Raw genomic sequence first — 13,632 nt, 5'->3', positions numbered from 1 at the left:
TGCCCGTCGACGGTGGCTCGGGCGACGGTTCGGGCAGCGCTTCAGCGTCCGATGTGGTCGGCGGTTCGGGCGGCGATGTGAGCCGTCGGTTCAGTCGTCGGTGTCGTGGTCCGTCGTGGTGCCGGTCAGCGCCAGGCGGTCGCCGATGGCGCGCAGGCCCGCGAGGTCGTGGACGTCGCCGGGCAGCGCGGCGACCTCCGTCACCGGGACCTCGGGATGCAGCGCGGTGAAGCGGTCCCGGGTGCGTCGTTCGCGCGCGAGGACCTGCATACGTTCCGCGTGCAGGCGGAGGAGCCCGGCGGCCAGTTGAGCCGCCGAGGCCGAGGTGGGTGCTGCCGGGTCCGCGGCGGCAGCGGGGGAGAGGCCGCCGGCGGTACCGGAGGCATCCTTCCCGCCGTCGAGATCCACAATGCCGGTTGGTTCAAGATTATTTTCGGTGTGGACGCCCTCGGCGTCGTCGTCCTCCGCGAAGCCCTCGCCCAGGGTCTCCGCGGCGGCCAGGGCCCGCTCGGCGCTGAGTTGGGCGGCGCCACTGCCGTGCACGCGGTTGAGGACCAGGCCGGCCAGCGGCATCTGCTCGGCGGCCAGCCGCTCGACGAAATACGCCGCCTCGCGCAGCGCGTCCCGTTCCGGCGCGGCGACCACGAGGAACGCCGTGCCGGGGGCCTGCAGCAGGCGGTACGTGGCGTCGGCGCGGGTGCGGAAACCGCCGAACATGGTGTCCATGGCCGCCACGAACGTCTGGACGTCACGCAGGAGTTGACCACCCATGAGCTTGCTGAGCGTGCCGGTCATCATCGACATGCCGACATTCAGGAACTTCATGCCGGCCCGGCCGCCGACCTTCGCGGGCGCCATCAGGACCCGGATGAACTTGCCGTCCAGGAAGGAGCCGAGGCGTTTGGGCGCGTCCAGGAAGTCCAGCGCGGAGCGGCTCGGCGGCGTGTCGACGACGATCAGGTCCCACTCGTTGCTCGCGCGGAGCTGGCCCAGCTTCTCCATGGCCATGTACTCCTGCGTGCCCGCGAAACCGGCCGACAGGGACTGGTAGAAGGGGTTCTCCAGGATCGCGCGGGCCCGGTCGGCGTCCGCATGGCCCTCGACGATCTCGTCGAAGGTGCGCTTCATGTCCAGCATCATCGCGTGCAGTTCGCCGCCGGCGGTCTCGTCCACGCCCTTGACCTGGCGGGGGACGTTGTCGAGCTCGGAGATGCCCATCGACTGCGCCAGCCGCCGGGCCGGGTCGATGGTCAGCACCACGACCTTGCGGCCGCGCTCGGCGGCGCGCACGCCCAGTGCGGCGGCGGTGGTGGTCTTGCCGACGCCGCCGGAACCGCAGCACACGACGATGCGGGTGCGCGGGTCGTCGAGCAGGGCATCGACCTCCAGCCGTGGGGCCGAGTCGTCCAGCGTCGTGTCGTCCGAGGTCATATGGGCCCCTGTTTCCGCAGGTCTCTGGCCAGTTGGTACAGCCCGGCGAGGTCGACTCCCTCGGGCAGCAGCTCCAACTCGTAGGTGGGCAGGCCGATCGCGGTCAGCTCGGCGTACTCGGCGCGCTCCAGCTCGACCCGCTCGGCGTGCTCGCGGGCCTGCTCCAGCAGGGGGTCGATGAGCCGGTCGGCCAGCCCGCCTCGGCGGGCCCCGCCCAGCCCGGCCTGCGAGAGCGCCTTGGCGACGCCGGCCCGCGCCCCGCGGGCCGCGAGGAGGTCGAGATCGCCGTTGTCCAGCAGCGCGGGACGGGTCATGTTGATGACGATGCCGCCGACGGGGAGGCCGGCGGCGCGCAGCTCCGCGACGCCGTCCGCGGTCTCCTGGACGGGCATCTCCTCCAGCAGCGTCACCAGATGGACCGCGGTCTCCGGTGACTTCAGGACCCGCATCACGGCCTGCGCCTGATTGTGGATCGGGCCGATCTTCGCGAGACCGGCCACCTCGTCGTTGACGTTCAGGAAGCGGGTGATGCGGCCGGTCGGCGGGGCGTCCATCACCACCGCGTCGTAGACGAATCTGCCCTGCTTGTCCTTGCGGCGGACCGCCTCGCACGCCTTGCCGGTCAGCAGGACGTCCCGCAGGCCGGGGGCGATGGTCGTGGCGAAGTCGATCGCGCCGAGCTTCTTCAGGGCCCGGCCGGCACTGCCGAGCTTGTAGAACATCTGGAGGTAGTCCAGAAGGGCGCGTTCGGCATCGATGGCCAGGGCGTGGACCTCGCCCGCCCGTCTCCCGCCACCACCCCGAACGGAATCGCTGCGCGATGCACCCTCTGATGCGGGGCCCACCGCGATCTTGCGCTCCTCGTAGGGAAGCGCCTCGGTCTCGAACAGCTGGGCAATGCCCTGCCGGCCCTCGACCTCGACCAGGAGGGTACGGCGCCCCTCGGTGGCCAGGGCGAGGGCGAGGGCAGCGGCGACCGTGGTCTTGCCGGTGCCGCCCTTGCCGCTGACGACATGGAGCCTGCTCACGCAAAGGAGCCTAACCAGTCCGCGTCGCGGCTACGCACGGGATACGCCTGGGAAGACCCGGAGATCCGCCCGTGCCGGACCCGGAGGCGGGTCAGGGTTGTCCCTTAGGGGACCGGCCGGCGCGGACCGGGCGGCCCGCGGTGGACGGCGTCCGCCGCCGCACTGGACAGGCATTACGCTCGGCCCATGACCAAGTGGGAATACTCGACCGTGCCGCTGCTGGTGCACGCGACGAAGCAGATTCTGGACACCTGGGGCGAGGACGGCTGGGAGCTGGTCCAGGTCGTGCCGGGCCCGAACAACCCCGAGCAGCTGGTGGCCTACATGAAGCGGCAGAAGACGGAGTACACGGCGTGAGCGCGGCGGAGGACAAGATCGCGGCGCTCGGCCTGAAGCTGCCGGACGTCGTGCCGCCGCTGGCCGTCTACCAGCCCGCGGTGCGCTCCGGCTCGTACGTCTTCAGCTCCGGCCAGCTGCCCATGGTGGGCGGCGCGCTGCCGGTGACCGGCAAGGTGGGCGCCGAGGTCAGCCCGGAGCGGGCCCAGGAGCTCGCCGCGACCTGTGCGCTCAACGCGCTGGCCGCCGTGAAGTCCGTCATCGGCGACCTGGACAAGATCCGGCGCGTGGTGAAGGTCGTCGGTTTCGTGGCCTCCGCGCCGGACTTCACCGGCCAGCCGGGCGTCCTCAACGGCGCCAGTGAGCTGCTCGGCGAGATCCTCGGCGACAAGGGCGTGCACGCCCGCTCCGCCGTGGGTGTGGCCGTGCTGCCGCTCGACGCGCCGGTCGAGGTCGAGATCCAGGTCGAGGTCGCCGACGAGGCGTAGGCCTAGCCGGTTCCGGCCGCCGGGACGGGCCTCGTGCGAGCCGTGCGGTCCGTAGGGGCCAGGCGATCCGTACGGGCCGGTGGCGGCTTTCCGGCTGCCGCGGGATGCGCGCGCCTCGTAGGAGCGCGCTCCCGCCGGCCGGCCGGAGCGGCCGCCGGCCGCGGCCCGGCGGAAAAGGACCCCTCGAACATCCGCGCGTGAGCGCATAGCATCCGGCCATGTCGTCCACGACGAATGGCCAGTGGTACCCACCGGAGTGGCCGGGCCGCATCCGGGCGCTCGCGAACGGCGAGCTCACCCCTGCCGAGCCCCGCCGGGCCGCGACCGTCCTGCTGCTGCGCGACTCCGGGACCGGCGGCCCCACCGTCCACATGCTGCGCAGACGCACCTCCATGGCCTTCGCCGGGGGCGCGTACGCCTATCCGGGTGGTGCGGTCGATCCCCGTGACGAACGCCCGGTGGCCTGGGCCGGCCCGTCGCGCGCCGAGTGGGCGGTCCGTATGGGCGTCGATCCGGCCACCGCACAGGCCATCGTCTGCGCGGCCGTACGGGAGACGTTCGAGGAGGCGGGCGTGCTGCTCGCCGGGCACTCGGCGGACACGGTCGTCGCGGACACCACGGGCGAGGACTGGGAGGCCGACCGGGCCGCGCTGGTGGCCCACGAGCTGTCCTTCGCCGACTTCCTGAGCCGCCGTGGCCTGGTCCTGCGCTCCGACCTGCTGGCCGCCTGGGCGCGCTGGATCACCCCGGAGTTCGAGCCCCGGCGCTACGACACGTGGTTCTTCGTCGCCGCACTGCCCGAGGGCCAGCGCACGCTTCCCCAGGGACAGCCGGCGAGCCCCGGCGGGAACGTCGTCGCGGCCGGTGAGGCGGACCTCGCGTTGTGGATCCGGCCGGGGGAGGCGGCCGCCGGGTACGACCGCGGCGAGCTGCTGATGATGCCGCCGACGATCGCCACGCTGCGCGCGCTGGAGCCGTACGCCACCGTCGCGAACGCGCTGGCCGCCGCCCAGGCGCAGGACCTGACGCCCGTATTGGCGCAGGCGCGCCTGGTGGGCGGCGAGATCGTACTGAGCTGGCCGGGCCACGACGAGTTCACCAAGCACATCGCGCCGGGGGGCGGCGCCGGGGACGGTGCCGCCGAGGGCGCCTCCGCCGGGGACGGTTCCGCGGCGCACGGGGCCACAGAGGCGGGGGGCGGTTCCGACGGCCCCTCAGGGGCCCAGCGGGCCACCGGCGTCCCAGGAGCCACCGGCACGTCCGGAGGCGCCGGCACCTCGGGAGGGACCCTCACATGACCGAAGCAGCCGCTCTCCCGGGCCAGCCCCGGGGCGGAGTGATCTCCGGGCCCGCCACTACGCGGGCGCACTGCGTGCTGGCGCCCAACCCGTCGGCGATGACCCTGGACGGCACCAACACCTGGATAGTCGCCGAGCCGGACTCCGAGCTGGCCGTCGTCATCGATCCCGGGCCGCTCGACGAGAGCCACCTCCAGGCCGTCATCGACACCGCCGAACGGGCCGGCAGGCGCATCGCGCTGACGTTGCTGACCCACGGTCATCCGGATCACGCCGACGGCGCCGCCCGGTTCGCCGAGCTGACCCGGTCGTCCGTAAGGGCGCTGGATCCGGCGCTGCGCCTCGGTGGCGAAGGGCTCGCCGCGGGGGACGTCATCACCACGGGCGGCCTCGAACTGCGGGTGGTGCCCACCCCGGGGCACACCGCCGATTCGCTCTCCTTCCATCTCCCGGCCGACCGCGCCGTCCTGACCGGTGACACGATCCTGGGACGCGGCACCACCGTGGTGGCGCACCCCGACGGGCGGCTGGGCGACTATCTCGACTCGCTGCGCCGACTGCGCTCCCTCACGGTGGACGACGGGGTGGCCACGGTCCTGCCGGGCCACGGGCCGGTGCTGAACGATGCCCAGGGCGCGGTGGAGTTCTATCTGGCGCACCGCGCGAACCGGCTCGCCCAGGTGGAGACCGCGGTCGAGGCCGGCCACCGGACCGCGGCCGAGGTCGTCGCCAGTGTGTACGCCGACGTCGACCGCTCGCTGTGGCCGGCCGCCGAACTGTCGGTGCGGGCGCAGCTGGAGTACCTGGGGGAGCACGGGCTGATCGAGGAGTGACCCCTTCGGGGACCGGGCGTCTAAGGAAGGCGCTTGCTGCGCCGGGGCCCTCCGGGCGGGGAGCCTCGCCCTGTGGCCGGCGAGGTATTCCTCGGCCAGCCAGGGGGCCAGGCCGGACTACCCGGCGCGCGCCGGCCAGATGCGCGCCGAGACCCGCGCCGCCCGCACCTCCGAACCGCGGAGGCCGCGGAAAGGCCCCCGTTGGTCTCACGGGCGAGGAGCGGGGTGGGCCGGTAAGGGGGCATCCGCTCCAGTGAGCCCTCCCGTACGAACCAGCCGTCGCGGTCCAGGCCTCTGCCGGTGCCTCCGCCGGGCCGGCGCCCGTTCCGTGGTGCGTCCTGTCGTGGGTCCCGTCGTAGGCCCCCTCGGGCGTTAGGGCGCCACTACGGCGAGGGCGTGCGGCGGGGACGACCGCCTTTCGCGCGGCCGGCAGCCCGGCCACTACGGCGAACGGAACGTCCACCACGGCGAAAGCCCGCCCCACTACGGCGAAGGGTCCGGGACGCCACGGCGAAGGGTCCGGGACGCCACGCCGAAGGACCCCGCCCCTACGGCGAAGGGCCCCGCCGGAGCAGGGCCCTTCGCCGTATTTGCCGGTTTGTCAGCGCGAGCGCTTGGCGAGCCGCTCGACGTCCAGCAGGATCACGGCGCGCGCCTCCAGGCGCAGCCAGCCGCGGCCCGCGAAGTCCGCCAGGGCCTTGTTGACCGTCTCACGGGAGGCGCCCACCAGCTGGGCCAGCTCCTCCTGGGTCAGGTCGTGTACGACGTGGATGCCTTCCTCGGACTGCACGCCGAAGCGGCGCGACAGGTCGAGCAGGGCGCGCGCCACGCGGCCCGGCACGTCCGAGAAGACCAGGTCGGACATCTGGTCGTTGGTCTTGCGCAGTCGGCGGGCGACCGCACGCAGCAGGGCCGTGGCCACCTCGGGGCGGGCATTCAGCCAGGGCTGGAGGTCGCCGTGGCCCAGGCCGAGGAGCTTCACCTCGGTGAGGGCCGAGGCGGTAGCCGTGCGCGGGCCCGGGTCGAACAGCGAGAGCTCACCGATCAGCTCTCCGGGACCGAGGACGGCGAGCATGTTCTCCCGGCCGTCGGGGGAGGTGCGGTGCAGCTTCACCTTGCCCTCGGTGACCACGTACAGGCGGTCGCCGGGGTCCCCTTCGTGGAACAGGGCGTCGCCGCGGGCGAGCGTGACCTCTCCCATCGAGGCGCGCAGCTCGGCCGCCTGCTCGTCATCGAGCGCCGCGAAGAGCGGTGCGCGCCGCAGAACGTCGTCCACGAGATCTCTCCTTGTCGACATGCTCCGGGGGACTGTGGTCCCCATCATGCCGGAATGCAAAACAGTGCGATCAATCACAAGTTTGCCGGACCGGTGGCCCGAGCCATAAGGCAGGGGGCCGATTGGAGTCAGGGATCACGGTGATCGAGCCGGATGTCAGTGGCTGGCCTTAGTCTGGCCGAGTGTCCAATACGCCGGTGAGAGCAGAGGACTGGGGGCCGGTCGAGTGAGCGCGGGAGATGATTCCGCTGTGGGCGAACAGGCGTCCGGCGGGGCTTCCGATTCGGACAAAAGTAACAAATCGCTCTCCGGGGTGAGGTCCACCCGGAACCCGACCGTCCGGAAGTCTGGCGCGTCGCGGTCCGCGACGCCGGACACGAACGAGGCGGGCCCGACCTCGGTACGTACCACCTCGGCAGGGAAGAAGGCCGCCGTGAACGAAACTCCCGAGAAGCCGGTGGCCGCGAAGAAGGCCGTCACGAAGAAGGCGACGGCCAAGAAGGCGACGGCCAAGAAGGCGACGGCCAAGAAGGCCGCCCCCGCCAAGAAGGCAGCGGCCAAGAAGGCGGACGGCAAGACCGCGCCCGCGAAGACGGCGACCGCCAAGAAGACCGCGACCAAGAAGACCACGGCGAAGAAGGCCGCCCCCGCCAAGAAGGTCCCCGCGCGCAAGGCCGAGTCGCGTGCGGCCATGGTGCGCCGGGCCCGCGAGATCAACGACGGGCTCGCCGAGCTGTATCCGTACGCGCACCCCGAGCTGGACTTCAGCAACCCCTTCGAGCTGCTGGTCGCCACGGTCCTGTCGGCCCAGACCACCGACCTGAGGGTCAACCAGACCACGCCGCGGCTGTTCGCGGTCTGCCCGACGCCCGAGGACATGGCCGCCATGCCCCCGGAGGAGCTGGAGGAGCTGATCCGCCCGACCGGCTTCTTCCGGGCCAAGAGCAAGGCGCTGCTCGGCCTGTCCGCCGCGCTGCGCGACCGCTTCGGCGGCGAGGTGCCGGGCCGCCTGGAGGATCTGGTCACGCTCCCCGGGGTCGGCCGCAAGACCGCCAACGTGGTGCTCGGCAACGCCTTCGGCGTCCCCGGGATCACCGTCGACACCCACTTCGGCCGTCTTGCCCGCCGCTTCGGCTGGACCACCGAACAGGACGCGGAGAAGGTCGAGGCGGACGTCGCGGCGATCTTCCCCGAGAGCGAGTGGACGATGCTCTCGCACCGCGTCGTCTTCCACGGCCGCCGGGTGTGCCACTCCCGCAAGCCCGCCTGCGGCGCCTGCGCCATCGCCCCGCTGTGCCCCTCGTACGGCGAGGGCGAGACGGACCCGGAGAAGGCCAGGAAGCTGCTGAAGTACGAGCTGGGCGGCCAGCCGGGCCAGCGCCTGAAGCCGCCGCCGGACTACCCGGGGCAGCCGGCGCCTCCGCTGGCGCCCCCGGCCGCCGCTTCGTGACGGCAGCCATGACGCCCCCTCGGGGGACCGATGATCCGAGCCAGGCCTGAGGGGGCGCGTATGAGGAGTGCACGGGAGCAGCAGTACGACGAGGAGACCGGCGTCGGCCCGGCGGCGGCACCCGGCGCGGCGACCGGCGACGAGGTCACGGTCTCGGCCGACGGCCTGCCCGAGTGGCTGGAGCCGGTGGCCCGCGCGGCCGCCACGGTCGAACCCCACCAGCTCAGCCGCTTCCTGCCGCCCGAGGACGGCGGCCGGCAGTCCGCGGTGCTGATCCTCTTCGGCCACGGACCGCGCGGCCCCGAGCTGCTCCTGATGGAGCGGGCCGGCACCCTGCGCTCCCATGCGGGCCAGCCCTCCTTCCCCGGTGGCGCCCTCGACCCGGAGGACGGCGATCCGGAGGGCGCCGGTCCGGTGCGGGCGGCGCTGCGCGAGGCCCAGGAGGAGACCGGTCTGGACCCGTCCGGTGTGCAGGTCTTCGGCGTGCTGCCGCGGCTGTACATCCCCGTCAGCGGCTTCGTGGTGACCCCGGTCCTGGGCTGGTGGCGACGGCCGAGCCCGGTCGGCCCGGTGGACGAGGCGGAGACCGCCCGGGTGTTCACGGTCCCCGTGGCCGATCTCACGGACCCCGCCCATCGTGTGACAACGCGCCACCCCAGTGGCCACGTAGGCCCGGCCTTCCTCGTCGAGAACGCCCTGGTCTGGGGCTTTACGGCCGGGGTGATCGACCGCATCCTGTACTACGCGGGGTGGGAGAATCCGTGGGACCGTGACAAGCAGGTCCCGCTCGACTGGCGCTCGTGAGACGGTGTCCGGCGTGAACGTCCTGGACATTCTGCTGCTGGTCGCGGCCGTGTGGTTCGCGATCGTCGGCTACCGGCAAGGTTTTGTCGTCGGCATCCTGTCCGTGATCGGCTTCCTCGGAGGCGGCCTGATCGCGGTCTACGTGCTGCCCTTGATCTGGAACGAGGTCACCGGCGACGCCACGCCCGGTACCTTCGCGGCCATCGCGGCGGTCGCCATCGTGATCGTGTGCGCGTCCGTGGGCCAGGCGCTCACCACCCACCTGGGCAACAAACTCCGCCGCCACATCACCTGGTCACCGGCGAGAGCGCTGGACGCGACCGGCGGTGCGCTGGTCAACGTCGTCGCGATGCTGCTGGTGGCCTGGCTGATCGGCTCCGCGCTGGCCGGGACGTCCCTGCCCACGCTCGGCAAGGAGGTCCGTAACTCCAAGGTGCTGCTCGGGGTGTCCCGGGTGATGCCGCAGCAGGCCGGCACCTGGTTCGCGGACTTCTCGTCGGTGCTCGCGCAGAACGGCTTCCCGCAGGTCTTCACGCCGTTCTCCAACGAACCGATCCACAACGTGCCGGCGCCGGACCCCCAGCTGGCCACCAGCCCGGTGGCGGCGCAGGCCAGGCGCAGCATCGTCAAGGTCGTCGGCACCGCCCCGAGCTGCGGCAAGGTCCTCGAAGGCAGCGGTTTCGTGTTCGGCCGGCACCGGGTGATGACCAACGCCCACGTGGTCGGCGGGGTGAACGAGCCGACCGTCCAGGTGGGCGGCGAGGGCCGGACGTACGACGCCAAGGTCGTGCTCTACGACTGGCGGCGCGACATCGCCGTCCTGGACGTGCCCTCCCTGGACGCCCCGGCGCTGCACTTCGCCAAGACGGACGCGAGCAGCGGCCGGAGCGCCATCGTGGCCGGCTTCCCGGAGAACGGCGGCTACGACGTCCGCGCGGCCCGCATCCGCAGCCGCATCCAGGCGACCGGCCCGGACATCTACCACCGCGGCACGGTCGGCCGCGACGTCTACTCGCTCTACGCCACGGTCCGGCAGGGCAACTCAGGCGGTCCGCTGCTCACCCCGAACGGCGAGGTCTACGGCGTCGTCTTCGCGAAGTCGCTGGACGACTCGCGCACCGGCTACGCACTGACCGCCGACGAGGTCCACCAGGACGCCCTCAAGGGGCGTACGGCCGAGCGGCAGGTCGACAGCCAGGGCTGCGCGATCTGAGGCGGCCAGGGCGCCCTCAGAGGGCCTGAGCGGCCCGGGGGCGCCCTCGCAGGGCCTCGGCGGTGCGTGACGGCACCGGCCGGGGCGTACGCACCGCAGGGAGCCGCCGGCGCGGCGACGGGCCGCAAGGCACCGTCCGGACGCCGCCTGGCGCAGGGGTGTGGTCAGGCGCTGTCAGGTGCCGTCAGGTGCGGGGATGGCGCAGGCGCGCGCTCATCCAGCGCGCCCGGCGGCGCAGGATGCGCGGAATGCCCATCGGATGCGCCGGATCGGGGGACGCGCCGGACCTGAGGTCCGGAGTGCCCCTGTCCTGAGTGCCCACTGCAGCGGCACTGCTGCGGCGGTTGCGTGCCACGTCACGGTAGTCGTGCGTCCAGCCCATACCCTCGACTTTGCCCGTGGCCCAAGGTCCGTAACCGCCTCAGGGACGGCCAATTGGCCTATGCGCCGGGCAAGTCGCCGTTCGCCATACGCGCGTTCGAGCGCCGGGTGCACGCGCTCCGCCGAGCGGTACCCGCCCGCCCCCGTCAGCGGTCCGGTTCCGGGTCCTTCAGCCAGTTGATCAGCTCGGTGGAGAACGCCACCGGGTCCTCCTCGTGCGGGAAGTGCCCGAGCCCGTCGAACAGCCGCCAGCGGTAGGGGGCTTCGACGTACTCCCCGGAACCGGCCGCGCTGCGGGTGCGCATCACCGGGTCCAGCGACCCGTGCAGATGCAGGGTGGGGACCCGGACCGGCAGCTTCATCCGGCGGTTGAACTGGATGCCGTCGGGGCGGGCCAGCGACCGCACCATCCAGCGGTACGGCTCGATCGAGCAGTGCGCGGTCGACGGGATGCTCATCGCCCGCCGGTAGACCTCGACCGCCTCGTCGTCCGGCAGTTGGGGGCCGGACCAGTCCCGGATCATCCGGCCGACCAGCGCCGCGTCGTCCGCGGTCAGCCGCCGCTCCGGCAGCCAGGGCCGCTGGAAGCTCCAGATGTGCGAACTCCGGGCGCTCTGCCGGACGTCGGCGAGCATCGCCGCGCGCCAGCGCCGCGGGTGCGGCATCGAGGCCACCGCGAGCCGGCGTACCAGCTTCGGCCGCATCACCGCCGCGGTCCAGGCGAGATAGCCGCCGAGGTCGTGCCCGACGAGCGCGGCGTCCGGTTCGCCCAGGGACCGTATGACGCCGGTGACGTCCAGCGCGAGGTTCGCCGGGTCGTAACCGCGCGGGGTGCGGTCGCTGCCGCCGACGCCGCGCAGGTCCATCGCGACCGCGCGGAAGCCCGCGTCGGCGAGCGCCGGGAGCTGATGCCGCCAGGTCCACCAGAACTGCGGGAAGCCGTGCAGCAGGAGCACCAAGGGGCCGTCGCCCATCTCGGCGATGTGGAAGCGCGCACCGTTCGCCGCGACGTCGCGGTGCGACACCTCTCTGTCGCCGGGGACGTCCAGGCGGACGACCGAGGCGGTGCTGTCAGGGGCTGTCATACCGACGAGCGTGTCACAGACTCCAGGACCGGATGGTCCTTGGTCTCCACGCGGGGGTGCGGCTTGGCGTTCTGCAGCACGGCCGCGGTCTCCCGGGCGGAGTTGATCGACTTCTCCGGCTTCTTGATCTTCTTGATCTTGGCCATGGCGATCAGGGCCAGCAGACCGGCGAGGACCAGGAAGGCGCCGCCCACGATCAGGAAGGACCAGGCGAGCCCCAGGCCGAGGTTGTGGATGCCGTACGCCGCCGCGAAGCTGAGCACCGGCAGCGCGAACAGCGCCAGCGAACCCGCCACGACGAACGCGGCGCTGCCGATGCCGGCCCGCTTGGCGTCCTGCCGCAGCTCCGCCTTGGCCAGCGCGATCTCGTCGTGCACCAGTGCGGACATCTCGGCGGTGGCCGTGGCCACCAGCTGTCCGAGGCTGCGGTCCGCGCCTGTGTCGGCTGCGCTCATCGCCGTCTCCCTCATCTCGTCAACCGGATGCAAAGCCTCTCAGATCATGCCGGACCATCGTCTCCGGCGTGCGTGCCGGAGGCCACTTCGGCAAGCCGCCGGTGTTCGGCGGCCTTTGCCTCGTGGATAGCGGCCATCCGAAGGTGGTATTCCGGTTTGTCGAGTTCGTAGACGTCGGGGATGCCGTCCTGGTCCTCGTCCCGCTCCTCGTCCTCCGTCAGCTTCTTGTACTTGGCGTTGCGGATCTTGAGCAGGATGCCGGCGAAGACGGCCGCGAGCAGCGAGCCGACCAGCACCGACGCCTTGATCTCGTCGGTCAGCACGGCATTGCCGGCGAAGGCGAGCTCACCGATCAGCAGGGAGACGGTGAAGCCGATGCCGGCCAGGGAGGCGAGTGCGAAGACGTCCGGCCACTTGAGGTCGGGATTCAGCTCGGCCCGGGTGAAGCGGGCGGTGAACCACGTACCGCCGAAGATGCCCAGCGCCTTGCCCACTATCAGGCCGAGGACGACACCGAGCGTCTCCGGGCGGGTGAAGACCTCGTGGACGGCGCCGCCGGAGAGCGACACCCCCGCGGAGAACAGGGCGAACAGCGGCACCGCCAGACCGGCCGACAGCGGGCGGACCAGGTGCTCGATGCGCTCGCCGGGGGACCGGGTCTCGCCGTCGCGGCGGTGGCAGCGCAGCATCAGGCCCATGGCGACGCCGGCGATGGTGGCGTGCACCCCGCTGTTCTCCATCAGCGCCCAGATGACCACGCCGAGGGGCACGTAGACGTACCAGCCGCGGACGCCCTTGCGCAGCAGCAGGTAGAAGACCGCCAGGCCGACGGCGGCGAGGCCGAGGGCCAGGAAATTGATCGTCGAGGTGAAGAAGACCGCGATGATCAGGATCGCGAAGAGGTCGTCGACGACGGCGAGGGTGAGCAGGAAGGCGCGCAGCGCGGCGGGCAGCGCGGTGCCGATCACGGCGAGGACGGCGAGCGCGAAGGCGATGTCGGTGGCGGTGGGGACGGCCCAGCCCCGCAGGGACCCGGCGTCGAGACCGTTGACGGTCACGTAGACGAGCGCGGGCATCACCATGCCGCAGAGGGCGGCGATGACCGGGAGCGCGGCGGCCTTGGGGTCGCGCAGTTCGCCGGCGACCAGTTCGCGCTTGAGCTCGATGCCGGCGACGAAGAAGAAGACGGCCAGCAGGCCGTTGGCGGACCAGTGCTGTACGGAGAGGTCGAGCCCGAGGGAGGCCGGGCCGAGGTGGAATCCGCGGACCGCCTCGTAGCTTGCGCCGAGGGTGTTCGCCCAGATCAGCGCGGCCACGGCGGCGGCGAGGAGGAGGATCCCGCCGACGGTCTCCGCGCGCAGCGCATCGGCGACGAAATTCCGCTCGGGCAGGGACATCCGCCCGAGGAATATGGATCGGCGGTTGCTCGTGGGCGCGCTCACGCGGTGACCTCCGGCCTTCGGCAGCTGTGTACGGCTGTGTCAGTTGCCGACCAGACTTCCCGGCGCACCCAGAGTTTCTTAGCGCGTCATTGACGCGGTTCCCACTGTACCG

General features: G+C 72.2%; 14 protein-coding genes. 7 read left to right on the top strand and 7 right to left on the bottom strand.

Annotated features, from left to right (window positions below):
• Positions 1-90: 90 nt before the first annotated feature.
• Positions 91-1,431, bottom strand: a complete 1,341-nt coding sequence (locus AB0E02_RS08560) for an ArsA family ATPase (protein ID WP_362137247.1) — start codon at positions 1,429-1,431, stop codon at positions 91-93.
• The gene (locus AB0E02_RS08555; protein ID WP_261956500.1) at positions 1,428-2,459 is read right to left on the bottom strand and encodes an ArsA-related P-loop ATPase; all 1,032 of its coding nucleotides are present in this window, start codon (positions 2,457-2,459) and stop codon (positions 1,428-1,430) included. The genes AB0E02_RS08560 and AB0E02_RS08555 overlap by 4 nt, the downstream gene beginning before the upstream one ends.
• A gap of 186 nt (positions 2,460-2,645) precedes the next feature.
• On the opposite strand from AB0E02_RS08555, the gene AB0E02_RS08550 reads away from it, so the two are divergent.
• The 4 genes from AB0E02_RS08550 (at position 2,646) to AB0E02_RS08535 (ending at position 5,414) form a co-directional block, all read left to right on the top strand.
• Positions 2,646-2,816, top strand: a complete 171-nt coding sequence (locus tag AB0E02_RS08550; RefSeq protein ID WP_362137246.1) for a DUF4177 domain-containing protein — start codon at positions 2,646-2,648, stop codon at positions 2,814-2,816.
• The gene (locus tag AB0E02_RS08545) at positions 2,813-3,283 is read left to right on the top strand and encodes a RidA family protein (RefSeq protein WP_030801424.1); all 471 of its coding nucleotides are present in this window, start codon (positions 2,813-2,815) and stop codon (positions 3,281-3,283) included. The genes AB0E02_RS08550 and AB0E02_RS08545 overlap by 4 nt, the downstream gene beginning before the upstream one ends.
• 218 nt (positions 3,284-3,501) lie before the next feature.
• A complete protein-coding gene (locus tag AB0E02_RS08540; RefSeq protein WP_362137245.1) occupies positions 3,502-4,581 on the top strand; it encodes an NUDIX hydrolase in 1,080 nt (359 codons plus the stop codon).
• The gene (locus AB0E02_RS08535; protein WP_362137243.1) at positions 4,578-5,414 is read left to right on the top strand and encodes an MBL fold metallo-hydrolase; all 837 of its coding nucleotides are present in this window, start codon (positions 4,578-4,580) and stop codon (positions 5,412-5,414) included. The genes AB0E02_RS08540 and AB0E02_RS08535 overlap by 4 nt, the downstream gene beginning before the upstream one ends.
• Before the next feature lie 601 nt (positions 5,415-6,015).
• On the opposite strand, the gene AB0E02_RS08530 is transcribed toward AB0E02_RS08535, so the two are convergent.
• Positions 6,016-6,690: a Crp/Fnr family transcriptional regulator gene (locus AB0E02_RS08530; RefSeq protein WP_006604164.1), complete on the bottom strand. Its 675-nt coding sequence runs from the start codon at positions 6,688-6,690 to the stop codon at positions 6,016-6,018.
• Positions 6,691-7,123: 433 nt separating this feature from the next.
• Between AB0E02_RS08530 and nth the strand changes: the two genes are divergently transcribed.
• Genes nth through AB0E02_RS08515 form a run of 3 tightly spaced genes read left to right on the top strand, consistent with a single transcriptional unit; the run spans position 7,124 to position 10,157 of the window.
• The gene (nth, locus tag AB0E02_RS08525) at positions 7,124-8,140 is read left to right on the top strand and encodes an endonuclease III (protein ID WP_362137242.1); all 1,017 of its coding nucleotides are present in this window, start codon (positions 7,124-7,126) and stop codon (positions 8,138-8,140) included.
• A 60-nt stretch (positions 8,141-8,200) separates the two neighbouring features.
• The gene (locus tag AB0E02_RS08520) at positions 8,201-8,944 is read left to right on the top strand and encodes a CoA pyrophosphatase (protein WP_362137241.1); all 744 of its coding nucleotides are present in this window, start codon (positions 8,201-8,203) and stop codon (positions 8,942-8,944) included.
• Between the two features lie 13 nt (positions 8,945-8,957).
• Positions 8,958-10,157 (top strand): MarP family serine protease, encoded by a 1,200-nt coding sequence (locus AB0E02_RS08515; RefSeq protein ID WP_362137240.1) that lies wholly within the window; start codon positions 8,958-8,960, stop codon positions 10,155-10,157.
• A 184-nt stretch (positions 10,158-10,341) separates the two neighbouring features.
• Here the strand turns inward: AB0E02_RS08515 and AB0E02_RS08510 are convergent, their stop codons facing one another.
• From AB0E02_RS08510 to nhaA, 4 genes are all read right to left on the bottom strand, one after another.
• A complete protein-coding gene (locus AB0E02_RS08510; protein WP_078866024.1) occupies positions 10,342-10,539 on the bottom strand; it encodes a hypothetical protein in 198 nt (65 codons plus the stop codon).
• 145 nt (positions 10,540-10,684) lie between these two features.
• Positions 10,685-11,623 carry an alpha/beta hydrolase gene (locus tag AB0E02_RS08505; protein WP_030412594.1) on the bottom strand — a complete coding sequence of 313 codons (939 nt, stop codon included), beginning with the start codon at positions 11,621-11,623 and terminating at the stop codon, positions 10,685-10,687.
• A complete protein-coding gene (locus tag AB0E02_RS08500) occupies positions 11,620-12,078 on the bottom strand; it encodes a phage holin family protein (RefSeq protein ID WP_362137239.1) in 459 nt (152 codons plus the stop codon). Before AB0E02_RS08500 ends, AB0E02_RS08505 begins: the two co-directional genes overlap by 4 nt.
• 44 nt (positions 12,079-12,122) lie before the next feature.
• The gene (gene nhaA, locus AB0E02_RS08495; protein ID WP_362137238.1) at positions 12,123-13,520 is read right to left on the bottom strand and encodes a Na+/H+ antiporter NhaA; all 1,398 of its coding nucleotides are present in this window, start codon (positions 13,518-13,520) and stop codon (positions 12,123-12,125) included.
• Between the last annotated feature and the right edge of the window lie 112 nt (positions 13,521-13,632).

Source organism: Streptomyces sp. NPDC048196 (assembly GCF_040652715.1).
Lineage (GTDB): Bacteria > Actinomycetota > Actinomycetes > Streptomycetales > Streptomycetaceae > Streptomyces > Streptomyces siderophoricus.
This window is presented reverse-complemented; position numbering and strand designations above follow the sequence as displayed.